The sequence below is a fragment of the Kangiella sediminilitoris genome (assembly GCF_001708405.1).
Taxonomy (GTDB): Bacteria; Pseudomonadota; Gammaproteobacteria; order Enterobacterales; family Kangiellaceae; genus Kangiella; species Kangiella sediminilitoris.
The window spans coordinates 2,349,849-2,371,095 of sequence record NZ_CP012418.1 but is presented as its reverse complement, the minus strand read 5'-3'; the positions used below and the strand labels follow the sequence as shown (position 1 = coordinate 2,371,095).

Annotated in this window: 25 protein-coding genes; 14 read left to right on the top strand and 11 right to left on the bottom strand. The window is 44.9% G+C overall.

Annotation, left to right across the window (positions count from 1 at the left end):
- From KS2013_RS11185 to KS2013_RS11165, 5 genes are all read right to left on the bottom strand, one after another.
- Positions 1-516 (bottom strand): GNAT family N-acetyltransferase, encoded by a 516-nt coding sequence (locus KS2013_RS11185; protein ID WP_068993885.1) that lies wholly within the window; start codon positions 514-516, stop codon positions 1-3.
- Between the two features lie 160 nt (positions 517-676).
- Positions 677-1,090 (bottom strand): DUF2784 domain-containing protein, encoded by a 414-nt coding sequence (locus KS2013_RS11180; RefSeq protein WP_068993883.1) that lies wholly within the window; start codon positions 1,088-1,090, stop codon positions 677-679.
- On the bottom strand, positions 1,091-1,777 hold the full coding sequence (locus tag KS2013_RS11175) for a DUF899 domain-containing protein (RefSeq protein WP_068993880.1): 687 nt from the start codon (positions 1,775-1,777) through the stop codon (positions 1,091-1,093).
- A gap of 116 nt (positions 1,778-1,893) precedes the next feature.
- Entirely contained in the window at positions 1,894-2,355 is a 462-nt protein-coding gene (locus KS2013_RS11170) for a YybH family protein (RefSeq protein WP_068993877.1), read from the bottom strand.
- 149 nt (positions 2,356-2,504) lie between these two features.
- Positions 2,505-2,744: a hypothetical protein gene (locus KS2013_RS11165; protein ID WP_068993875.1), complete on the bottom strand. Its 240-nt coding sequence runs from the start codon at positions 2,742-2,744 to the stop codon at positions 2,505-2,507.
- A gap of 141 nt (positions 2,745-2,885) precedes the next feature.
- Between KS2013_RS11165 and KS2013_RS11160 the strand changes: the two genes are divergently transcribed.
- From KS2013_RS11160 to KS2013_RS11130, 7 genes are all read left to right on the top strand, one after another.
- On the top strand, positions 2,886-3,176 hold the full coding sequence (locus KS2013_RS11160; RefSeq protein WP_068993872.1) for an ArsR/SmtB family transcription factor: 291 nt from the start codon (positions 2,886-2,888) through the stop codon (positions 3,174-3,176).
- Positions 3,177-3,236: 60 nt separating this feature from the next.
- Positions 3,237-4,208: a permease gene (locus KS2013_RS11155; RefSeq protein WP_068993870.1), complete on the top strand. Its 972-nt coding sequence runs from the start codon at positions 3,237-3,239 to the stop codon at positions 4,206-4,208.
- A gap of 11 nt (positions 4,209-4,219) precedes the next feature.
- On the top strand, positions 4,220-5,344 hold the full coding sequence (locus KS2013_RS11150) for a M14 family metallopeptidase (protein ID WP_068993867.1): 1,125 nt from the start codon (positions 4,220-4,222) through the stop codon (positions 5,342-5,344).
- Positions 5,345-5,426: 82 nt separating this feature from the next.
- Positions 5,427-6,974: a glutamate synthase-related protein gene (locus KS2013_RS11145; protein ID WP_068993865.1), complete on the top strand. Its 1,548-nt coding sequence runs from the start codon at positions 5,427-5,429 to the stop codon at positions 6,972-6,974.
- A gap of 37 nt (positions 6,975-7,011) precedes the next feature.
- Positions 7,012-7,377 carry a DoxX family protein gene (locus KS2013_RS11140; RefSeq protein WP_068993863.1) on the top strand — a complete coding sequence of 122 codons (366 nt, stop codon included), beginning with the start codon at positions 7,012-7,014 and terminating at the stop codon, positions 7,375-7,377.
- Positions 7,378-7,462: 85 nt separating this feature from the next.
- A complete protein-coding gene (locus KS2013_RS11135; RefSeq protein WP_068993861.1) occupies positions 7,463-7,816 on the top strand; it encodes a PDZ domain-containing protein in 354 nt (117 codons plus the stop codon).
- A 164-nt stretch (positions 7,817-7,980) separates the two neighbouring features.
- Positions 7,981-8,538 (top strand): carboxymuconolactone decarboxylase family protein, encoded by a 558-nt coding sequence (locus tag KS2013_RS11130; RefSeq protein ID WP_068993860.1) that lies wholly within the window; start codon positions 7,981-7,983, stop codon positions 8,536-8,538.
- Positions 8,539-8,601: 63 nt separating this feature from the next.
- Here the strand turns inward: KS2013_RS11130 and KS2013_RS11125 are convergent, their stop codons facing one another.
- Genes KS2013_RS11125 through KS2013_RS11115 form a run of 3 tightly spaced genes read right to left on the bottom strand, consistent with a single transcriptional unit; the run spans position 8,602 to position 9,880 of the window.
- Positions 8,602-8,931: a c-type cytochrome gene (locus KS2013_RS11125; protein ID WP_068993858.1), complete on the bottom strand. Its 330-nt coding sequence runs from the start codon at positions 8,929-8,931 to the stop codon at positions 8,602-8,604.
- A complete protein-coding gene (locus tag KS2013_RS11120) occupies positions 8,915-9,403 on the bottom strand; it encodes a GNAT family N-acetyltransferase (protein ID WP_211267767.1) in 489 nt (162 codons plus the stop codon). Before KS2013_RS11120 ends, KS2013_RS11125 begins: the two co-directional genes overlap by 17 nt.
- A gap of 39 nt (positions 9,404-9,442) precedes the next feature.
- Positions 9,443-9,880: a c-type cytochrome gene (locus tag KS2013_RS11115; RefSeq protein WP_068994563.1), complete on the bottom strand. Its 438-nt coding sequence runs from the start codon at positions 9,878-9,880 to the stop codon at positions 9,443-9,445.
- 226 nt (positions 9,881-10,106) lie between these two features.
- Here KS2013_RS11115 and KS2013_RS11110 point away from each other — a divergent pair, with 226 nt between their 5' ends.
- From KS2013_RS11110 to KS2013_RS11100, 3 genes are all read left to right on the top strand, one after another.
- Positions 10,107-10,568, top strand: a complete 462-nt coding sequence (locus KS2013_RS11110) for a thioesterase family protein (protein ID WP_068993855.1) — start codon at positions 10,107-10,109, stop codon at positions 10,566-10,568.
- A gap of 42 nt (positions 10,569-10,610) precedes the next feature.
- Positions 10,611-11,573 carry an EamA family transporter RarD gene (gene rarD / locus KS2013_RS11105; protein ID WP_071890183.1) on the top strand — a complete coding sequence of 321 codons (963 nt, stop codon included), beginning with the start codon at positions 10,611-10,613 and terminating at the stop codon, positions 11,571-11,573.
- A 96-nt stretch (positions 11,574-11,669) separates the two neighbouring features.
- On the top strand, positions 11,670-13,445 hold the full coding sequence (locus KS2013_RS11100; protein WP_068993852.1) for an SLC13 family permease: 1,776 nt from the start codon (positions 11,670-11,672) through the stop codon (positions 13,443-13,445).
- A gap of 69 nt (positions 13,446-13,514) precedes the next feature.
- Here the strand turns inward: KS2013_RS11100 and KS2013_RS11095 are convergent, their stop codons facing one another.
- Both KS2013_RS11095 and KS2013_RS11090 read right to left on the bottom strand, forming a co-directional pair.
- Positions 13,515-15,875: a TonB-dependent receptor gene (locus KS2013_RS11095; protein ID WP_068993849.1), complete on the bottom strand. Its 2,361-nt coding sequence runs from the start codon at positions 15,873-15,875 to the stop codon at positions 13,515-13,517.
- An 87-nt stretch (positions 15,876-15,962) separates the two neighbouring features.
- Positions 15,963-16,286, bottom strand: coding sequence for a hypothetical protein (locus KS2013_RS11090; protein ID WP_156768996.1), 324 nt, complete (start codon positions 16,284-16,286; stop codon positions 15,963-15,965).
- A gap of 112 nt (positions 16,287-16,398) precedes the next feature.
- On the opposite strand from KS2013_RS11090, the gene KS2013_RS11085 reads away from it, so the two are divergent.
- From KS2013_RS11085 to KS2013_RS11075, 3 genes are read left to right on the top strand one after another with little or no spacing between them, the layout of a single operon-like run.
- On the top strand, positions 16,399-17,712 hold the full coding sequence (locus KS2013_RS11085) for a threonine/serine exporter family protein (protein WP_068993844.1): 1,314 nt from the start codon (positions 16,399-16,401) through the stop codon (positions 17,710-17,712).
- Complete coding sequence (locus KS2013_RS11080) at positions 17,705-18,202, top strand: thermonuclease family protein (protein WP_228703677.1); 498 nt, start codon at positions 17,705-17,707, stop codon at positions 18,200-18,202. The genes KS2013_RS11085 and KS2013_RS11080 overlap by 8 nt, the downstream gene beginning before the upstream one ends.
- Positions 18,203-18,217: 15 nt before the next feature.
- Entirely contained in the window at positions 18,218-19,099 is an 882-nt protein-coding gene (locus tag KS2013_RS11075; RefSeq protein WP_068994558.1) for an aspartoacylase, read from the top strand.
- A gap of 232 nt (positions 19,100-19,331) precedes the next feature.
- Here KS2013_RS11075 and KS2013_RS11070 read toward each other — a convergent pair whose 3' ends face one another.
- Positions 19,332-20,237, bottom strand: a complete 906-nt coding sequence (locus KS2013_RS11070) for a LysR substrate-binding domain-containing protein (RefSeq protein ID WP_068993841.1) — start codon at positions 20,235-20,237, stop codon at positions 19,332-19,334.
- 118 nt (positions 20,238-20,355) lie between these two features.
- Here KS2013_RS11070 and KS2013_RS11065 point away from each other — a divergent pair, with 118 nt between their 5' ends.
- Positions 20,356-21,213: a pirin family protein gene (locus tag KS2013_RS11065; protein ID WP_068994556.1), complete on the top strand. Its 858-nt coding sequence runs from the start codon at positions 20,356-20,358 to the stop codon at positions 21,211-21,213.
- Positions 21,214-21,247: the final 34 nt, after the last annotated feature.

The window sequence follows — 21,247 nt, the reverse complement described above, 5'->3', positions numbered from 1 at the left end:
TTATTTCTCTGAATACAGCGAATATTCGTAAAATACGACGGGCTCGTCCTCAGCTGGTCTGACAACGAAGCCAAGCTTGGTTAACAGTCGGGACGAAGCTTTATTGTGTTTATCGACGCCGCCGACTAATGTCGTCCAGTTTTCTGTCTTCGTTACGTGTTGAATAAAACCTTGTAGCAATTCGCTGGCTAAACCCTGACCCCAGTAGTGTTCTCCCAACAGATAGCCGATATGAACGTTATGCGGATGTTCGGTAGAAGCGAACAGCAATCCAATAATCGAGTCTTTGTCATTTTCCTTGACGATAAACAAACGACTTTCAGACATCATCCTATCGTACCATGCCTGAGCATCCGTATCCGAAGTGATGTCGTGGAAGTGAGGTGGAAGATTCTCAGTTACAGCAGGAGTGAGAAGCTTCGGCAGTCGAGACAGAAGCTCTGATACTTCACGCTGACCCGTGTCGCTGGTAAGTTCAAAAACACTTAATCTTGGTGTTACGTATGCTGGAGTCATGCGGTTCCTAGGAGAGAGCTATCTAGACTGTTGCCGGTTAATATAGACAGGCTTATGTGGATTCGCAACTTATAAGAATTTTCCGGCTGTAATAAAGCAGCTATTTGAAATGCACAAAATGCCATAAATGTTGAGCCTTTAGATGTTATTCGATTCTCAGCTAGTTTCGGCTGTTTTTGCGGAAGTGCGGTGGGTAACAAATCCAGGTGAGCAGTACCAGCAGACCAAAGGTTGAGTATGCAGCGGTAAACACCCAGGCAGGCAGATCCCAGTAGAGGATCATTTGTACCCAGTGCTCAATAAAGCCTTCCTGATATGTTGTATTACCTGCCTGATGACGTAACCACATTTCCAGCGTGGTTAAGGGACAAACCATCCCCAGCCAGACCTCAGCAATAATCACGATAACAATGGCTAGATGAAGCAACCTGAACCATAATCGATTGACCCAGTGCCAGCGGCGGATATTACCGATAACAATGAGGACCAAACCGCCGACAACAAATAACACCAGCGACATGTGCAGGATGAGCACGATGTCTGCCAGCCACTGGAGCAGATTACTGTTTTTCATTTATTCGTATTCATCATGGCGCTTTTGCCATTCGTAGGTTGGCGTTTGTGGCCATCCTTTGGGGGAGTCCTCCCATTCTTCCTGTCGACCGTAAGGAGTTAAATCTAAATAACTCCAGTGAGTTCCCAAATATTCCACACCGCGTGCGCCGACATGGTAGGTCTGATAAATATCATTCCCGTCGCGTAGAAACACGCTGACGCCGTGCTGCTCTCCGTTGTCGGTGGTGGCACCAAAGTCATAATTAAAATCGTTATTCAGCGAAGAATACCAGGGAATCGGTTTATTCCACTCCATGCGCTTACGGTACTGTTGAAGCTTCTCCAATGGAGCGCGAGAGATCATAACAAAGCTGGTGTCTCGTGCATGGAAGTGAGCAGGGTGTGTCATGGCGTCCGTGACCCATGAGCATCCGGGACATCCTGCGTCCCAGTCTGGGCCAAACATAAAATGGTAAACAATGAGTTGTTTGCGACCGTCGAACATATCCAGCAGGCTCATGTCACCTTTGTCGGACTGGAAAATGTATGCCTTATCGACTTTTCGCATGGGCAGTCGTCGACGCTGTGCATTTAAAGCATCGCGGGCGCGAGTCAGCTCTTTTTCTTTCTCAACAAAGTCATCTATGGCGGTTTGCCATTTCTCAGAAGAAACAATGGGTGGTAATGCTTTGTGCTTTTTGGCCATAAGAACTCCATTTTTAGGGAAGTCTTATATTAAGATTACGCTTTATTAGATAAATAGTGAACCGAGTAGGTAAAGATTAAGCCCCCTTTAGAGTAGTAAGAGGGCATAATAAAGTACTATTCCATCATTCGACCTTTGACGAAGTCGCGGTGAATGCGCCACTGCCCGTCGTCAAGTTTCCAGATAACAACATAACGTTGTTTGCCTAGCGATTTACCTTCTTTGTCATACGTAGTCGCTACGCCGTATTCGTAAATATGGTGACCATAGTCTTCGACATCTTTGGCTTCTGCTTTAATAGTGTAACCGGCTTCAATCATTTGTTTGAAGGCCTGACCTATCGCTTCTCTACCCTCGACCATGCCTCCGGTCGGTGGGAAAAAGTGAGCGTCTTCGGTGTAATACTCGTTGGCTAGTTCCATTGGCTTACCTTCTTCCAGGAACTTAGTAAAACCTTTATAGGCTTGGTTGATTTCTTTTTTAAATTCTTCGGATTTGTCTTTAACTTTTTCGTGTGCCACGCTGACATTCAGAATGGGTAGCAATAATAGAAAAATATAAGGAAAGAATTTTTTCATAACGTCATTAGTCCTTTTGTGTTGTTAAATTCCGAGTAATACCCTACAGAAGTTAAAATAAAAAGTAAAAATGACAAAAGCAAAAGTGAAGAGAGACATTTACTTAATTGGGTAATGTCGTTAATAACATTAAGTTGTAAATCGACTGACTATTTTTTTGTTTTAAGATGTTGTTGGACAATATCAATGATGGCTAATAGCACACCGAAACCAATGAGGGAGTAGCCAATCAGGCGGTCTTCGCCGAAGGTAATGCCAAGAATGACAAACACAAAAGCTAAAGCGGCAAGGGCAGTGAAGGTTTGTTTGTCAGTGTCCTTGCGACGTTGAAAAATTACACCAGCGATAAGCAGTAACGCCACGATAGAAATAATAATGTAAAAAGTCATAGCAACTCCTTTGCGATAAGCTATTACTACCAATCCTACCCCTTATACCCGTAATAAGGAATAATTAAGTCTGTAATAAATACATTTCGATATTTCTAGAAATGTCTTGATCTTGGTATCTGCTAGCTATAAACTTCAGGCATGAAAGTTGAACAAGCTGCTGCACAGTTAGCGGAGTTGGGACATACCACCCGCCTTAAAATCTACCGTACTTTGGTCCGAGCCGGACGAGAGGGGCTTGCGGTTTCGGCTATTCAACAGAAGCTGGATATTCCGGGCTCAACCTTATCGCATCATATTTCTCGGTTGATGAAAGTTGGTCTTGTTAAACAGATTCGAGAGGGGCGGGTACTAAGATGTGAAGCGCAGTATAAGGAACTTGATAGTTTAATAGAGTTTCTTTCTGAAGAATGCTGCCAGGGGACAAATTAAAATTTTTTACGACTATATTTCTATATATCTAGAAATATAAAATTAAGAAAGAGGTTTCATATGTTTGAATCTGAACGATGGCAAAGTGCCTTAGATTTTTTTCTCACAACTTTTGCGGAACTCGCGATTTTATTTGTTGGGGTGAGTTTTTTAGTTAGCTTGCTGGATCACTTCCTGCCAAAGGATAAGGTCAGGCAATTGCTGTCTGGCAATCATGGTTATGGAATCGCGATGATGATCGGAGCAGCGACTCCGTTTTGCAGTTGCTCGACACTGCCGATGATGGTTGGTCTTCTTAAAGCGCGGGCTAAATTCGGACCGGTAATGGCTTTCCTATTCACATCGCCATTATTAAACCCATTTGTGGTCGCTTTGTTCTGGGTGATATTTGGTGCTCAGGTAACCATAGTGTACTCAGTGTTCGTATTGCTAATGGCCTATATCTTCGGTGTTTTATTGCAAAACTTCGGCTTTGAGCGATATGTTCGAAGAGATTTAATGCAGGACGAGTCTTGTAATAGCGATTCAAAAGTAAAAATTCGGGAAGAGGAAAAGCAGGCAAAGTGTCATAACAGTACTAAAACAAGTTGTAGTAATACCACTTCCGACAAAAAGCAGTCACTGGGGATGAAGTTGGCCAGGGAGTCAATGAGTCAGCTGAGAATCATGTTGCCATACATGGTGGTAGGAGTAGCTGTGGGCGCTGCACTGCACGGATTTGTTCCTTCAGAACTCTTCAGCAAATTATCGTCACGTCATTTACTGATCATGATACCGCTTTCAGCGATTATCGGGGTTTTCTTGTACGTAAGAGCTTCTACCATGATCCCTATCGCTGCTTCACTGGCTGCGAAGGGGATGGCGTTAGGTGCCGTGATGTCTTTAACTATCGCAGGAGCGGGAGCCAGCCTGCCTGAGCTTATTATGTTGAAAAAATTATTCCATTGGCCGCTTCTAGTTGCGTTTATTGTGCTGGTTTTTGTTACCGCTTGTGTGACAGGTATAAGTATTGAGCTATTAACTATTATTTAAAGGAGAAAGAAATGATTAGTATCAGGGGAGATTTTGAAAGTGGTTCGGTTAACGTACTTTCTGCAAAAAGGGCAGGGGATATAAGACTGGAAATACCAAAAGATAGCAAGGCTTGTACCCGTCAATGGTTCTATTTTTCAGTAACAACTGAAAAGCCGGAAACTCAAAAAATAAGTCTTGTAAATGCAGGAAAGACTACTTATTTGATGGGATGGAAAGGGTATAGAGCTTTTGCTTCTTACGATCTACAAAACTGGTTTCGTGTGGACACCATATTCGAACAGGGTGAGCTTAAGATTGAGCATCAGGCAACAGAACAAAAGGTGTACTACGCCTACTTTGTGCCCTATCCACTGGAGAGGAAAAGCAACCTTATAGAAAAACTTAAAAAAAGTTCGTATGTAGAGATAGAGGAACTGTGTAAAACACCGCTAGAAAACTCGATAGAGCTAATAAAGCTGAGGGCGAAAAAAAAGAATAACAAAAAGGTATGGTTAATTGCCCGGCAACACCCCGGAGAGAGTATGTCGCAATGGGTCATAGAGGGTATGTTAGAGTCAATTTTAAACGAGCCAAAGTTGGAACAAATACTATCGGAAGTAAATTTTTATATTGTTCCCAACATGAATCCCGATGGGTCTCAGATAGGTAATCATAGAACCAATAATGCGGGTATAAACTTGAACCGAGTTTGGCATAGTGCCGATAAGATAGAAGCCCCAGAAGTATTTTATGTGCGTGAAGCTTTATTAAAACATGGAGTTGACGTATTCATTGATCTTCATGGAGATGAAGCTATTCCGCATAACTTTATGATGGTCAGTGGTGATATGAAATCTGGAAACAAAATAAAGGAAAAATTAGCTTCAGTTAATCCGGACTTTCAACTGGTATATGACTATGACAATGATGGCTTAGACAGTTCGGAGTCCTGTTGCCAGACAAGCTGCTGTAATTCGAGCTGTAATATCAGTGCTAAGGCTACTGACTTCGTTGCTGAAAATTTTGATGCTGTATCCCTGATACTCGAAACTTCGTTTAAGGAACTGGAAAGAAATGGAACAACGGTGGCCTGGGATCATGATGGCTGCAAGAGGTTGGGAAAAAGTTTATGGGATGTAATTACACAAGAGTAACCTCTGGCAAATAAACTTGTATGAAAAATGAGCAGGGCTTACAGTAGGGGCAGTACGAGAAAACATTGCGCCAGGAGGGAGCATGAGTAAGCCTGTTGTTGCTGATAATAAACCAAAGAAAGTCGAGCTAAAAAATGGCGAAGAATATTACTTCTGCCGCTGTGGGCGTTCTGAGAATCAGCCATTTTGTGATGGCTCGCATAAGGGCACGGATTTTACGCCAAAAAGTTTTGTGGCTGAGGAAGATGGTGACGCCTACCTCTGTCAATGCAAGCATACCAATGACTCACCCTTTTGCGATGGAACGCATAAGCAGTTTTCCGATGAGGATGTAGGTAAGGAAGGCCCGGGTGTAGAAGATAAAAAGGGCAAAGCTCCGGAAGCAAAGGCTACCAAAGAAGAACCAACCGTAGAGCTTATTCATCAGATGGCACGGGAAGGTCTCAAAAAGATGGGACAGCATGGCCCCATGAGCGCGATGGGTGTACCTCGATATAAACTGCCGAATTGGGATGATATTCAAATTATGGTGGCACAGATGTCGACCCAGCCGCTAATGGAAGATGTTCCGGTAGGCACAGAGCTGGTGATTGGGCCTGAGGCAAAGAAGCCACTGAAGCTGGATATTCCATTGTTTGTATCCGACATGAGTTTTGGTGCTTTATCGGAAGAAGCCAAAATTGCCCTGGCGCGTGGCGCTGAGCTGGCCGGGACTGGCATATGCTCAGGTGAAGGCGGAATGTTACCGGAGGAACAGCAGGAAAACTCACGGTATTTTTATGAGCTGGCCAGCGCCAAGTTCGGTTATAAAGAGAAGTTGCTGACACGTGTACAAAGTTTCCACTTTAAGGGTGGACAGGCGGCAAAGACAGGTACAGGAGGGCACCTTCCAGGGAATAAAAATGTGGGTAAAATTTCAGAAGTGCGTGGAACGCCAGAAGGACAAGATGCGGTATCCCCGCCGACATTTGAGGATCTTCATTCAGTCAAAGACTTTAAACGTTTCGCCGATCGTGTTCGTGAGATTACCGGGGGAATTCCCGTTGGATTTAAACTCAGCGCCAATCATATCGAACGTGATATTGAGTTCGCTCTGGAGGCGAGCGCAGATTATGTCATTCTGGACGGTCGAGGAGGAGGAACCGGCGCAGCGCCGTTGATATTCCGTGATCATATCAGCGTACCGACGATACCGGCCCTTGCTCGTGCAAGACGGTTTTTGGATGAACAGGGAGCAAGCGGAAAGGTCACTTTAATAATAACCGGCGGATTGCGAACCCCGATGGATTTTGTAAAGGCGCTGGCGTTAGGTGCTGATGGTATTGCTTTAGCCAACAGCGCGATTCAGGCGATAGGGTGCGTAGCTGCTCGAATCTGTAATACCAACAACTGTCCTTCAGGGGTTGCTACCCAGAAGAAAGAGTTACGGCAGTTGCTGGATATCGATAAATCAGCGCAACAGCTGAAAAACTTTTTTGAAGTTTCAGTAGCGCAAATGCAAATTATGGCACGAGCTTGCGGTCACAAACATTTAAGCAAGTTTAATGTCGATGACTTGGCGACATTTCATCGTGACATGGCGATGTTATCGGGTGTTCAATATGCGGGTTTTATTGAGCCATCCTATTAGTCACAGTTAAGCCTGGGTTTGGAAATAGAGAGGGTCTATGAAAAGTAAAGTTGTGGTTCTGATCTTACTGGTGATCTTCCTGGTATCAGGGAGTGCGAAATTAATGGGGCTTAACTTTGAATTGGAAGCATTTACTCGCTGGGGTTATCCCATCTGGTTTATGTACCTGGTTGGCTTCATAGAAATTGCAGCGGTGGTTTTGTTGCTAATACCGAAGGTATCTAGTATTGGAAGTCTCGTCATGGCTGGGGTGATGGCTGGTGCGATAGCAACCCATATGATGCATCATGAATGGCTGATGCTAATTGTTGCCCTAGCTATCTTGGTGCTGACGTTATATCGCACTTACCTGGGACGAGAAAAAATTCAGATATTAATCGAGCGTTCATTATCCAGACGTTAGCATAGTCATTCTTATTGATGTAGCTGAAACTATTGAGATAACCATGGTCTCATTAGTGAGTTTTTAATTATAAAAAGGGAATACTATGAAAAAGATTATTATTGTTTTGTTTGCCGTTGCAGCCACCATGAGCTCATCAGCTTTATTAGCAGAAGAAGAAAAGGGCTCACTGGGCTTTTCCGGGAATGTTGGAGTGGATGGCATTTTTAATCCTGAAATTTCAAGCTTTGAAGTTGACGGTGTTGTCGAAGGATCTGCTGCCGAGGCGGCTGGATTAAAGAAGGGTCAAAAAGTTGTCGCCATCGAAGACTGCAGGATACCCGGCTGTGATACTGATGATGCACAGGAGTTAATGGAAGTGGCTCCGGGAGAAGAGCTTATCTTGACTGTGCAGGATGAAGCAGGGGAAGAAAAACAGATCGTCATAAAGGCTAGATAATTAGTTTATTGACGGTAATAAGCTCCTGCTGTTGAAATCTGAATAACTATCGCCATGTCTTTAGTAGATAGATTAGACTCTTAAGGCAGTGTAAGAATCAACTGTAACATTTGCAGCTTCCGATACTCTTAAGAGTACATTCATTAAGGCACAGGAGTTTATTGATGAGCTTATTTACAAGTCATACAACAGAAACTGCTCCAGAAGAATCGAAAAGTATTCTAGAAAGCGCGGAAAAACAGTTAGGTTTTCTGCCAAACTTATATGCGAACTTAGCTGAGGCTCCGCAAGCTTTAAAAGCTTATATGCAGCTGGATAAGTTGATGGAAAATTCAAGCTTCAGCAAGGAAGAACAGCAGGTTATTTTATTAAGTGCCAGCGTTGAAAATAACTGTGAATTCTGTGTTGCAGCACACTCGGTCATTGCAAAACAGATGGTCGGTGTCGATGAAGGAATTGTAAATGCTATTCGTGAACAGAAAGACAGCGACAAGGATAAGATTAATGCGTTAATTGAATTTACGCAGGAAGTTGTTCGTCAGCGTGGATGGGTCGATGAAAGCAAGGTTAAAAAATTCCTTGATGCGGGCTATACCCAACAGCAAGTGCTGGAAGTGGTACTTGGTGTAGCGATGAAGACTATCAGTAACTACACCAACCATATTACGGGTACGGAAGTGAACAAGGAGTTTGAAGCTGAAGCCTGGAGTAAAGACTCCTAATTGCTGGAGCTTAGGTTAGATCAAAGGGCAAAGGTTGTTTTAAATTTTTGCCCTTTTTTTTGTTCACTTCTGCTTTAAATCGTCCGGCTTTATCATAAACTCTAATGCCATCTGTAACTCTTTTTCACTACAGTCAAAGCAGCCGCCTTTAGGTGGCATTCCTTTGTAGCCGTTTACCATACTGTCGAGCAATACATCCTCACCTTTATCCAGTCTTGGTTGCCATTGTTCCATATTGCCTGTAATCGGTGCGCCACCATGACCACGTTCATGGCAACTAAAACATGAGCGATAATAAATGCTTTCACCGTCTCGTTTCTGTGGCTCCGGAGTGCAGGCAATAAGGGTTACAGGAATTAACAGAGAAGTAATCAGTTTATAAAGATTGCGCATTGTCTTTAACCATGTAGTAACAGTTAGCCATCGGGATCATTTCAGGATATTCCTTGATTACGAAACCGAGCTTTTCATAGAGGTGTTTTGCTCGTTGATTTTCAGCCAGCACGAATAGTGAATAGCCTGACGTATCAAGACACTGATCACCCAGTGCCATCAGCTGTTGGATTAGTTCTTTTCCAATACCTTGCCCCTGGTTGTCAGGGTTGACGACTAATCGTCCGAGGTGGGTATGACCAAGTCGATCATAAACTTGGCCAAAAGCAACAAGTTTACTGCCATCAATCAGAACCCGGCTGTGTAATTTATCCAGTTGAAGATCTTCAGTAAAGCTTTTCTGATCGTAAGGGTAACGAAAACCCGGGCCAGCCCAGATATTAAAAATCTTGGGAGGCTTCACCCACTCCATGATGGTGCGGATGTGTTCGGGAGTCGGCTTGATCAGTTCCATTGGAAATATGACAGGCACAAAAAAGCCGATCACTAGGATCGGCTCTTGAAATAATGCTTACTTACTTTGCTCAACCATGTAATCAACAACGGCTTTGATTTCGTCGTCTGAACAGTCTGAACAAGTACCTTTTGGCGGCATTGCGTTAATGCCGTTAATAGCGTTTGAGTAAACAGTCTCGATGCCGTTAGCAAGACGTGAATCCCAAGCGGCAACATCACCTAGCTTAGGAGCGCCAGCTACGCCCGCGACGTGACACGCAGAGCAGTATGTATTGTAGATATCTTCTGGTGCGCGAGGACCAGATGTAGCTGCTGTAGTCGGAGCGGCGTTTGATACCTGTGGTACATCATCACCCTCAACATACACCTTGTGCACCGGTTCCAAGCGATCTTTAACATTTTTGTCGCTTAAGTGTTTCGCTGCCGCTGCTCCGGCAAATACTGCTGCTGTGAAGCTCACAGCTAAAACGAACATTAATTTTAATTTAGTCATGGTCTCTCTCATCAAAATAGACAGTTAGAGTAATCGCTTAGCGGCTTAAGCGATATCTCAGCACCCGAAGGTGGAAAATTCAGTGGGCAAATTATAACCGTAAACAGGCCGTGATCAAATAGGCAAGACAAAATAAGCTGTCGTTATATGGATTATTCCGATTTAGGCATACTTTTTTAGGAATGTTTCAGGCACAATAAGCACAAATACTCGGTGCTGAAATCCTATGAGTTCTTTACCTCAAGAAGCCCTGCACATGCTGGGCGAAGCCTTAGTCAATAATATTCCTTTTAATCGGCATATTGGTCTTACATATCAAACAGTTAGCGAAGAAGAGTGTGTCATCACTTTCGATATGAAACCAGAGCTGGTGGGTAACTATATCCAGGGTATATTGCATGGAGGAGTCATTTCCTCGGCTATGGATATGGTTGGAGGGACTATGGCCGCGGTGGGTATATTACATAGTAATCCAGCCACGCACCTCGAAGAGCTTCAAAAGAAAATCGCAAAATTAAGTACCATCGATCTAAGGGTGGACTTTTTACGCCCGGGCCGTGGCAAGCAGTTTATTGCCAGGGCAGAATTATTACGCGCCGGTAAACGGGTTGCGGTGGTTCGCACTGAACTACGAAATGAAGAAGGCGTACAGATAGCTGTCGCTACGGGAAGTTTTATGGTGGGCTAAGCCGCTAAGACTCTTTCCGAAACAAATCAGAAGGTTAACCCCATGAAAGCTGAAAATACACCAACTCAGCAGAGTACTAATTCAGGTCAGGAAGAGCCAAGCCAAAAGACAGGCTATGTTTTTGCCTTGGGCGCTTTTATTATCTGGGGCTTGGCGCCGATATATTTTAAGGCACTACAGGAAGTGTCAGCACTGGAGATTCTGGCGCATCGCGTTGCCTGGTCGGTACCGGTGGTGTTGCTGATTATGTGGGCGATCAAACGCCCATTCCCCAAAGGAGTCCTCAGGGACAGAAAGACAATGGGGATTTTGTTTATTACTTCAATCCTAATTTCGGGTAACTGGCTGGTGTTTACCTGGGCGGTAACTCACGACAGGGTCTTAGAAACCAGTTTGGGTTATTTTATAAACCCCCTGATTAGTGTGGCACTCGGTATTTTATTCCTTAAAGAAAAGTTGACGTTCTGGAGTAAGCTGGCACTGGGGCTGGCAATAGCAGGTGTCGGTTATAGAATATATGTTTTAGAGGGCCTTCCCTGGGTGTCTCTGGTGTTAGCTTTTTCATTTGGTTTTTATGGCTTACTGCGTAAACAGGTCAACATTGGTCCTTTGCAGGGTCTGCTGGTTGAAACCCTTATTGTATTACCTGTTACAGCTGGCTATATCTATTACCTTTGGGACACGGGAACAGGTAAGTTTTTATATTCTTCGGTAACTATAAACTGGTTACTGGTCGCTGGTGGTGTCATTACGACTATTCCGCTAGCTCTGTTCTCAGCGGGTGCGAGAATTCTGCCACTCAATACAATTGGCTTTATTCAATATCTAGCGCCAAGTCTGACTTTCCTCCTGGCGGTTTTCGCTTTCAAGGAACCGCTCGATCTGCACTTGCTGGCAACCTTTGCCTTAATCTGGGCTGGCCTGGTGGCCTACACTATTGGCGTGGTCAAGCAGCAAAATAAGCGACGACGGGCTTCCAGGCTGACAGCGAAAAAAGCATCCTGATATAGAGTATAGGGCTGGTGCCAGGCCTTAAAGTGGGTTTAGGCCTTTTTAAAATGTGATAAATTGGAGTTTATCCTACAGGTAAATGGAGTACCTATGACCCTTGAAGCAATATTTGTACTAGTCCTGGTACTGGCTGTCTTTATTGCTTTTGTTTGGGAAAAATATCCACCGGAAGTGGTCGCGCTGACTTCCTGCGCGGCGTTATTGTTGACGGATGTTCTGGGTACTGAAGAGTTCCTGTCCGTTTTCAGCAATAGTGCTCCAATAACGATTGCCATGATGCTGATACTCAGTGCAGCCTTAGAGAGAACTGGTGTGCTTCAGGTGGTCAGCAATATTTTAAAACGCAAGGCCAAAGGCTCCTACCTGCGTTCACTCTTTATCATCATGTTTTTCTGCATGGTGGCATCGGCTTTCATGAATAATACTCCCATTGTTTTGATGTTGACTCCTGTGGTTATATCGCTGGCCGCCAGTGTTAATATGACGCCTTCAAAGCTTCTTATTCCCCTGTCTTTTGCTTCAATTTTCGGTGGCACTTTGACCCTGGTTGGAACTTCTTCAAATATTTTGATGAGCAGTATTGCTGCCGATCATGGGCAGGCCGAGATAGGGATGTTTGAAATGACTTTGCCGGGGCTTTGTTTTGTGGCGGTGGGGTTTATTTACATGCTGACGGTTGGGCGTTGGCTGCTGCCTGACAGGTTGTCGTTATCTGATGTGATGAAGCAAAAATCACAACGCAAATTTATTGCCGAAGTTTTCATCCCTACCGGCTCGACGCATATAGGAAAGACGGTAACGGAATTTGCCAAAGCAATGGATGGTGCTCGATTGATTGATATGGTTCGGCACAACATTTCGGTCAGGAGAGGAATGCATCAGTTAAGCATCAAGGCTGGTGACCGTCTGATTTTGAAAACTGGAGCAAGTGAACTCTTGAGTCTGAAAGAAGATGGTGAAGTTGAGTTTACCGCTTCATTGCCGCAGGGTGTTGAGCCGGTTACCGCAAGCGAGTCGCTGATTATGGAGGCCAGTATCAGTCTGAAGTCTCGGCTGATTGGACGTCGTGTTGCAGAGTTGGGGCTGGCTCGTAAGTACGGTGTTTATGTCATCGCTGTTCATCGTGAAGATGAAAGTATCAATGAAAATTTCGACAAAATAAAACTTAAATTTGGTGATACTCTGTTGCTGGAGGGAGCCCCTGAGGGTATTAAGCGGCTCATTGAAGATGGTAACGTCATCAATCTTACTGAGCCGCAGGACAGGCCTATTAGACGAGCAAAGGCACCGGTTGCATTTATGACCATTTTAGTGGTGATGGTACTGGCCGCAATGGAAGTACTGCCCATTGCCGGTCTGGCTATAATCGGTGCTTCTGTTGTGTTATTGACGCGGTGCGTTGACCCCGACGAGGCTTTTGAGGCGATTGACTGGCGAATTTTGTTTTTAATATTCGGTATGCTGGGCCTCAGTCTTGGTCTGGAAAAGACTGGGGCAGCACAGTGGTTAGTCAGCAGTATTGTTACAATCAGTAGTGATGTCGGCCCTCATGGCATCTTGTTTGCGGTCTATCTGGTAACAGCATTGTTAACACAGATGGTGAGTAATAACGCCGTAGCCGTTTTAATCGGTCCAATTGTGATTGCACTGGCTCAGCAGCTTGGGCTGGATCCGAGACCTTTTATTATGGCTGTCATGTTCGCTGCCAGCGCGAGTTTTGCTACGCCGATTGGTTACCAGACGAATACATTTATTTATGTCGCTGGAGGCTACAAATTTAACGATTTCCTTAAGGTTGGCGTACCATTAAATTTACTTTTTGCGATTGTGGCCACGGTGGTGATACCGTGGTTTTTCCCATTATAACGGTCTTTTAATACGAGAAGGCGAGCAGTCACCTGATGGAAACTGCTCGCAAAATGTTGAAGAACAAGGCTAGAATGTCAGACGGAACCCTGCTGACAAAGTTCTTCCTGCTCGGGTCGTTCTATCCTTTAAGAATGATGCATGGTCACGAATTTCTTCATTCGCCATATTCTCCCCTTTCAGGAATAGCAGTAGATCAGAGTTATCAAAGAAGATGCTATAGCCGAAGTTCATATTGATTAGCGTGTAGCCATCTGTTGGTAATTCGTCTTCCGCCAGCTGAGTTTGATCGGTGACCTTGATTGCGCTGAAGTCTGCACTGAAACCGCCATCGACAAAGCCAAAATTACCACCGAAACGTTTAGCCGGTGTGCGTGGCAGGTAACCGCCCTGATCTAAGGTCGCACGGGTATAATCAGCGAATAGACCTGCTTTCCAGTACTTATCGCCCTGATAACCAAAGGTCCAGTCGATTTCTGCTTCGAGTCCGGTAAAGGTTGCGTCGTTCTGGGTATATTCCAAGATTGGAAGATCCTCGTGAACGCCATCATGCCCATCAGCTTCATGTTCAGCATGTTCCAGATAAATGTAGTCTGAGACCTGGTTATGGAATAGTGAGATCGAAGCATGAATGTCATCGGTATGGTAACGCAAACCAAGATCCAAATTATTAGCAGTTTCTTCATCGAGCTCTGGGTTGCCCACTTCAATTGTCAGAGTTGCTAAGTGTGGTACATAAGTGCTTTCATCTTTTCCTGCATTCGAGTAGAGCTCTTCAACTGACGGTAGACGCTGTGCGTATGCTGCGTTAATTGGTAAAGACCAGTTATCATCAATGTGCCAGACGGTACCCGCTGCAAAACTGAAGGCATTGTCGTTGCGTTTCGCACCGGCAAAAGCGCCATCAGAAGCGACATCAATTTCCTGCTTATCTACTCGCAGACCAAGCTCGGTATGCCAGTCACCTTTATCCACTTCTTCCAGCCAGAATAAACCGTAGTTTTTAGTATTAGAGCCGGGGATAAATGTCTCTGCACCGATGGCAGCAAAGTCACTGTCGCTCAGCTGGAGGCCGAAAGCCCCTTGCCATCCATGCCATGCTTTATGAACGGCTTCAACTCTAAGCTCCTGTGCGTCGTTAGTGAACTGAGTGCTGATCGCTTCACCTTCAACTTCCATATGCTCATAGTCGGTCTTGGCATAGCTGAATTTAAGGTTCTGAAAGCCTGCGAACGGATCGTCAAGTTGCCCTTTGAGGTCATAACGTTTTTGCTTAACATCGATCATGACGCTTTCTTCTTCGGCATGCTCGGCGTGCTCTTCAGGCGTTTCACCCTCGTGGATAGGCTCTTCGTGAGCATGACCAGGTAGACCGTAGGAGCGATCATACTCTGTGTAGGAGGCACCGATATAACCATCGTCACCGATATAAGACAGACCAAAGCTGCCGCCTTTAGTATCGGTATTGGTATTGTTCAAAGTACCGCCAAATTCTTCTTCATGCTCAGCATGCTCTTCCGCCGTTTCTCCTGCATGCTCGGCTTCTTCCTGCTCACGCAGATAAGAAGATTCAGCATAGCCAGGAATTTCATAATCATCAGTTTTAGATTTAAAAGCGTCTAGATTAAACGCAAAATTACCTGACGAGGTGGTAACGGTGCCGACGGTTGTGCGCTCACCTGTAGTAGCATCAGCGATGCGGGCCTCAAAGCCACCTTCGATGCCATCTGTGAGATGCTTCGGAATGCGATGGTCAACCACATTGACTGCACCGCCTACTGCACCTCCACCGTAAAGTAATGTAGCCGGACCCTTTAATACTTCTACACGATCAGCCAGTAACGGCTCTGCGGCAATCCAGTGATCCGGACTTGAGTTTGAGGCATCCTGAGTCGAGGTGTTGTTGCTTAAAACCGTTACGCGATTACCCTGTTGGCCTCGAATAACCGGGCGACCAGCGCCTGAACCGAAACTGGATAAATTGATGCCCGGGGTTTGTGCCAGGGTTTCTCCTATATTGGCGCCGCGATTTTTAATCAGTTCTTCGCCGCTGATAATTACTGAGGGAGAAGCCATTTCGAGGCTGGAGTGCTCAAGTGGATTACCCGTTATGACCATAACTTCAGCATTATCTGGAGTAATTTCGATACTGTGCTCGCTACCATCATGCTGAATGGAGCGATTGATGTGGCCGTCAGGGCCCGCTTCGATATCAAGGACGTAGCGTCCTTCTTCCAGGTTATCAAACACGAACCTACCGGATTCGTTCGTGGTGGCTGTAAGGTTTAGAGCACGTACATTAACTTCGATACCGGCCATCGGCTGGTCATTATCATCGGTAATAATACCTGTAAGATTCTTTTCTGCGGCTAGCGCACTATTCGTAGCCAGGACACTGAGTACTAGTAAGCTTAATTTAGTCGGTTTCATTGTCATGATTCCTCAATCGTAAAATACACGGATACTTTCCCCAGGCTCTAACTTTAGAGCAGGAGAAATCTAAATAGTTTTAGAGAGTTATACGAATTGAGGTGGGGCGCGGCCGTTGAATGGGCGAATAGGACGAACAAACACCTCGCTGTCAGAAACGAGTTCAGATTGAACGTTGACTTCTACAGGTTGTGGAACATGGATCTGATCTGGCGTTGTATGAAGCTGTGTTCCAGCATGATGTAAACAGAAGGTACATTCCTGGAAGTCTTTCGCCTGCTCATGAATCGGTGAATTTGCGTGCGCCACGCCAAGCAACGCCATACTTAACAGGGCGCTAAGAATAATAGCTTGTCGTAATAACTTATTCATATCGGGTCCACGCAATGGATTCAAGTTCGAAGTTTTCACTTCAAGTTTGCAATGCTATTCCATAAGAAAGTAATATGCAAACAGATCCCAGGGGATATTTGTAACGAGATATCACAAGCCCAATACTGCTAAAGTCCAAGGAATACCTGCTATGGCTGAAGAATTGCCAGTCTCCATTGCTGAGAGACGTCTTGATAACGTCCCTCATTATCCCGATCGTCATGAGCCTGTGGGATTCATGCTTCGATTGGTAAAAGCGTTACATACTTATGGGGTTCCCAGCTATGAACTGGAGCGATTGATGACTAATGTCGCCGATCAGCTAGGCTATGGTCTTCAAACCACAGCTGTGCCTACCAGCATCACCATGACCTTTATACAGGACGAAGATAAACCGAGAACCTACGTAATTCGTTCGAATGCGGGTGAAGTAAATGTTGATAAATTGAGCCGAACTACTGATGTGGCGCATGCCGTTATTAACGGTGAGATGTCTACTGAGGAAGGTGCCAAAGAGTTAACAGAGATTGCTAATTCAGCACCGTTGCATAATAAATTCTGGATGATTTTCTGCTTTATGATTGTTTCGATATGCATCTCCAGAATTTTTGGTGGCGGTGTAGAAGAAATTATTACGGCTTCGGTAACCGGCCTGGTGGTGGGGACCTTCGTCAATATCGGTGGCCTCCGTTCAGAAACCGTTTCTAATCTGATGCCCGCCCTGTCGGCTTTTATAGCGACGGTAATTTCATTTGGTTTTAATTATTGGCTTGGGTTGAGCTCAACTTATATCCCGGTGGTTTCCGGCATCATGGTGTTGATACCCGGAATGATGCTAACCATTGCCATGGCCGAGCTTGCAACTCAGAACCTGGTATCTGGAACGGCGCGTCTATTGGGAGCTGGAGTTATCTTTATTCAGATGACTTTAGGTGTGGCAATCGGAACCCAGGTAGCATCATTAATTTTTGGGCAGGCCAGTATTACCACAAGCATTGATCATCAGTTGCCGGAGTGGACGGTCTGGCTTGCAATCACAATCAGTTCCTGGGCGTTGATGATGCTGTTCCAGAGTCGCAGTAAGCATTTGCCCTGGATAGTGGTGACCATCTGCTTATCATTTTTTATCTCACGGTGGGCAGGAAGCTATATGGGTGTTGCCACAGGTGCTTTCTTTGGTGCCTTAACGGTTGGTGTGTTTTCGAATCTGGCTTATCGTATAAAGCAGGTTCCAACGGCAGCGATTATGATGCCTGGATTTATTATTCTGGTTCCGGGAAGTGTTGGCTTTAAAAGTCTTACTGAGTTACTCGAACATAACATTATTGGTGGTCTGGAAACGGCCTTTAATATGATGATTGTTGGTGTCTCACTGATTACAGGTCTACTGGTATCGTCTATTGCGACCTTGCCCAAACCAGCAATTAAAACAGAAACAACGGTAGGGCCAGAAGATAATGAATAAAGTTATTTTAAGAGGGCTACAATTCGCGATCGTTTTAATCGCATTAATAGCTTGTGACTCGTCTAGTAAAGAGACGGATAGTTATTATCTTGTTTATGTACAGGACGGCGACAGTGTGGTTTTGTGCTGTGAAATAGGGAATAAATTTACGGTCCGTTTATTGGATATAGATGCACCGGAGCGATACCAGCCTTATGCTGAAAATTCTAAGCAACAGCTGCACGATTTACTGGATAAAAAATCCCTGACCCTGCTGGGAGCAAAGTTTGATAAATATGGCAGACGATTGGCTGTAATCGAGGTTAATGGCATCAATATTAATGCTAGAATGGTAGAAACAGGAGCCGCCTGGGTCTGGCGCTTCAGTAAGAACCGAGGACTAAAGAAACTTCAGGAAGAAGCCCGGGAGCAAAAGCGAGGTCTGTGGTCGTTGCCCGAGTCAGAGATACAGGATCCTTGGCTATGGCGACAAAGCCACTCGCGTAAATAAATGGAGATCTTAGGTATGAGGAAAGATAAAGTTGGCCATGTGACATTAGTCGGTGGCACCCATGGTAACGAATTTACTGGTATCTATTTATTAGATAAATATCGCAAGATTCAGGGTGGTGTCGGTGAGTACAATTTCGACCTCGACTTATACGATGCTAACCTGAGAGCGTTCGAAGCAAATCGTCGATATATTGATAATGATCTGAACCGTAGCTTCAGACTGGCTGATTTAAATGATGAAGAACTTGATGGTTATGAGAACCGTCGAGCGAAAGAGATAAATCAGGCTCTGGGGCCTAAGGGCAACAGTAGAACTGATATGATCATAGATTTGCATACCTCTACCGCACCGATGGGAGTCAACCTGGTGCTGACCCAGACCGATACGTTTCATCTGATGTTGGTTGATTATGTCCAGCAGCGGATGGATAACGTTAATATTACGCTTGAGGATATGAAGGATCACCATTTTTTAATGACAGTAGCGCCGCGCCATGTTTTGGTAGAAGTAGGGGCAGTACCACAGGGGCAGCTGCGTCAGGACGTGTTTGATCAAACTGATATGGCTGTCCGCTTAATTTTGGATTTTATTGAGCAATATAATCGCCACGAATTGCCCCAACCCTCAGAATCAATCGATATTTTCCGATACTTCGATTTTACTTTTTTGCCAGTAGATGAATCGGGCGAAATAGCTGGAATGGTGCATAAAAATATTCAGGATCGAGATTTTACACTGTTACGAAATGGTGAGCTGATTTTTAAAATGTTGAATGGTGACGATGTGGCTTATGAAGGTGAGGACTGTTACATCAGCTTTGTCAACGAAGCCGCTTACTATGATCAGAAAAAAGCTTTTGCCATGTCTCGCAAAGAGCGATTCCATATTGGCTGATGATAGTCGGTCTTTCAGAATAAAAAAACCGCCCACCAGGGCGGTATAGCGTGAAGAGACCTATGATAGCAATTATTATTATTGGAATTCTTTGTCAACCTGTTAAGGCTTATACTAGTAAGTAACCGTTCACCAACTTATCTAATTAAACGATTACCGAAGCATGGAAAGAATCATACATTGAAAATAATTTAAATGCAAACGATTCTCATTTGTCTTTGTCCATTTGTTTTTAATCCTGCTCCAGTTCACGAAATTCATTGCCCAGATAGTCTAGAAACTGTCGAATGGAAGGCATAAGCCCTCGGCGAGAGGGAAATACGGCATGAGCAATTTCCGGGCGTGGTGTCCAATTTGGTAAAACCTGTACCAGCGATTGATCTCTAAGCTGTTGTTCAATCATCAGGGTTGGCAGCTGTACGATACCCACAGCACCAACAGCTGCTTCACGTAGCGCAACCATGTCACCGCATCGCAGGCGGGGGTTATGACTAATGATAGTTTCTTCGCCACTGTGATGAAAAAGATGCCACTGATGGTGGTGTTGTTGGGCTCCCAGCCCAAGGCTTGGTATAGCTGTAAGATCGGCTGGCGTGTTTATTGTCTCATATCTGGACAGTAAGTCCGGGCTTGCGACAAGACACTGGGTCCTTTGCCCTAAAACTTTTAGAACTAAGTCACTGTCTGCCAGAGGCGGCGGCCTGACCCGAATTGCGACATCAATTCCTTCTTCCACGAGATCGATGGCACGATTGGTTGCATGCAGTTCTATTTCCACATTTGGGTTCTGTTGCATAAAGCGAGCAACAATTTGACTGATGCTGATTTGTAATAAGGCGATAGGGCAGCTTACGCGTATTAAACCACAGGGTTCACTTCGGGTTTGCTCAATGGCATCTTCTGCTGCCTGCGCTTCTATCAGGATAGCCTGACAATGCTGGTAGTAAAGATTGCCAATATCGGTAACAGAAATATGGCGGGTAGTACGATGAAGTAATCGAACCCCCAGCCTTTCCTCAAGATCAGCTACACGACGGCTTAGCTTGGATTTAGGAATACCGGTAGCTCGTTCGGCAGCGGCAAACCCTTCATGGTCGACGACCAGGGCAAAATAATACAGATCATTGAGATCCTGCATGATTGTCCTATAAATAGAACGGTTTGTGTCATTTTAGCCTCTGGTTGAATGATTGTCATGCCAATATAATCAAAGGTATCAATGAAACAGCCCAAAAGCGGGAGTTTACACCATGAGTATTAAGTCAATTGCCGGCATTTATCGTGCACCTGCCGGGCACTGGGTTGGTGATGGTTTTCCAGTTCGTTCACTGTTTGCCTATAACAATAAGGGGCAGCAGATCAGCCCGTTTCTGCTTCTCGATCATGCGGGGCCAGCGAACTTTGATGCCAGTGATACGCCAAGAGGGGTGGGAGAACACCCACATAGAGGATTTGAAACAGTCACCATTGTGTACCAGGGCGAAGTATCGCACAGAGACTCAACTGGAAAAGGCGGGACCATTTATCCTGGAGATGTGCAGTGGATGACCGCTGGAGGCGGCATACTTCATGATGAGTTCCACTCAAAAGAGTTTACTGAGCGTGGCGGTATGATGGAAATGGCGCAGCTATGGGTTAATCTTCCTAAGAAGCATAAAATGACTAAGCCAGGCTATCAGGCGATCAAGGCCGATGATATTCCAAATATTGAGCTGGAAGGTGGTTTGCTACGTGTCATAGCTGGAGAGTATCAGTCAGCTAAAGGACCGGCAAAAACCTTTTCACCAGTGAATGTCTGGGATCTGGTCATGCAGGAAAATGCTGAGCAGTCCCTGAGTATTCCAGAAGGTTGGAATGCGATAGTGGTGGTGCTGAAAGGTGCTATTGATATTAATGGTCACCAGGCTTCGCTGGAAGATACGGTTGTATTCGATAATTCTGGAACTGATATCAGTATCAAGGCAAAAGAAGATAGCACCTTGTTAATTCTCAGCGGCGAGCCCTTAAATGAGCCGATTGTGGGTGCAGGACCATTCGTCATGAACAGTGAGGAAGAGATCATTCAGGCGTTCAATGACTTCAAGGCAGGAAAGTTTGGTAATCGACTGTCCTAAAAAAAGTCTGGCTTTTGAGCCAGACTTTTCTCAA

What these genes read in the sequence shown, in the direction of transcription:
- KS2013_RS11185 (WP_068993885.1), bottom strand. Translation starts at nt 516, where the DNA reads ATGACTCCAGCATACGTAACACCAAGATTAAGTGTTTTTGAACTTACC.
- KS2013_RS11180 (WP_068993883.1), bottom strand. Translation starts at nt 1,090, where the DNA reads ATGAAAAACAGTAATCTGCTCCAGTGGCTGGCAGACATCGTGCTCATC.
- KS2013_RS11175 (WP_068993880.1), bottom strand. Translation starts at nt 1,777, where the DNA reads ATGGCCAAAAAGCACAAAGCATTACCACCCATTGTTTCTTCTGAGAAA.
- KS2013_RS11170 (WP_068993877.1), bottom strand. Translation starts at nt 2,355, where the DNA reads ATGAAAAAATTCTTTCCTTATATTTTTCTATTATTGCTACCCATTCTG.
- KS2013_RS11165 (WP_068993875.1), bottom strand. Translation starts at nt 2,744, where the DNA reads ATGACTTTTTACATTATTATTTCTATCGTGGCGTTACTGCTTATCGCT.
- KS2013_RS11160 (WP_068993872.1), top strand. Translation starts at nt 2,886, where the DNA reads ATGAAAGTTGAACAAGCTGCTGCACAGTTAGCGGAGTTGGGACATACC.
- KS2013_RS11155 (WP_068993870.1), top strand. Translation starts at nt 3,237, where the DNA reads ATGTTTGAATCTGAACGATGGCAAAGTGCCTTAGATTTTTTTCTCACA.
- KS2013_RS11150 (WP_068993867.1), top strand. Translation starts at nt 4,220, where the DNA reads ATGATTAGTATCAGGGGAGATTTTGAAAGTGGTTCGGTTAACGTACTT.
- KS2013_RS11145 (WP_068993865.1), top strand. Translation starts at nt 5,427, where the DNA reads ATGAGTAAGCCTGTTGTTGCTGATAATAAACCAAAGAAAGTCGAGCTA.
- KS2013_RS11140 (WP_068993863.1), top strand. Translation starts at nt 7,012, where the DNA reads ATGAAAAGTAAAGTTGTGGTTCTGATCTTACTGGTGATCTTCCTGGTA.
- KS2013_RS11135 (WP_068993861.1), top strand. Translation starts at nt 7,463, where the DNA reads ATGAAAAAGATTATTATTGTTTTGTTTGCCGTTGCAGCCACCATGAGC.
- KS2013_RS11130 (WP_068993860.1), top strand. Translation starts at nt 7,981, where the DNA reads ATGAGCTTATTTACAAGTCATACAACAGAAACTGCTCCAGAAGAATCG.
- KS2013_RS11125 (WP_068993858.1), bottom strand. Translation starts at nt 8,931, where the DNA reads ATGCGCAATCTTTATAAACTGATTACTTCTCTGTTAATTCCTGTAACC.
- KS2013_RS11115 (WP_068994563.1), bottom strand. Translation starts at nt 9,880, where the DNA reads ATGACTAAATTAAAATTAATGTTCGTTTTAGCTGTGAGCTTCACAGCA.
- KS2013_RS11110 (WP_068993855.1), top strand. Translation starts at nt 10,107, where the DNA reads ATGAGTTCTTTACCTCAAGAAGCCCTGCACATGCTGGGCGAAGCCTTA.
- rarD (WP_071890183.1), top strand. Translation starts at nt 10,611, where the DNA reads ATGAAAGCTGAAAATACACCAACTCAGCAGAGTACTAATTCAGGTCAG.
- KS2013_RS11100 (WP_068993852.1), top strand. Translation starts at nt 11,670, where the DNA reads ATGACCCTTGAAGCAATATTTGTACTAGTCCTGGTACTGGCTGTCTTT.
- KS2013_RS11095 (WP_068993849.1), bottom strand. Translation starts at nt 15,875, where the DNA reads ATGAAACCGACTAAATTAAGCTTACTAGTACTCAGTGTCCTGGCTACG.
- KS2013_RS11085 (WP_068993844.1), top strand. Translation starts at nt 16,399, where the DNA reads ATGGCTGAAGAATTGCCAGTCTCCATTGCTGAGAGACGTCTTGATAAC.
- KS2013_RS11080 (WP_228703677.1), top strand. Translation starts at nt 17,705, where the DNA reads ATGAATAAAGTTATTTTAAGAGGGCTACAATTCGCGATCGTTTTAATC.
- KS2013_RS11075 (WP_068994558.1), top strand. Translation starts at nt 18,218, where the DNA reads ATGAGGAAAGATAAAGTTGGCCATGTGACATTAGTCGGTGGCACCCAT.
- KS2013_RS11070 (WP_068993841.1), bottom strand. Translation starts at nt 20,237, where the DNA reads ATGCAGGATCTCAATGATCTGTATTATTTTGCCCTGGTCGTCGACCAT.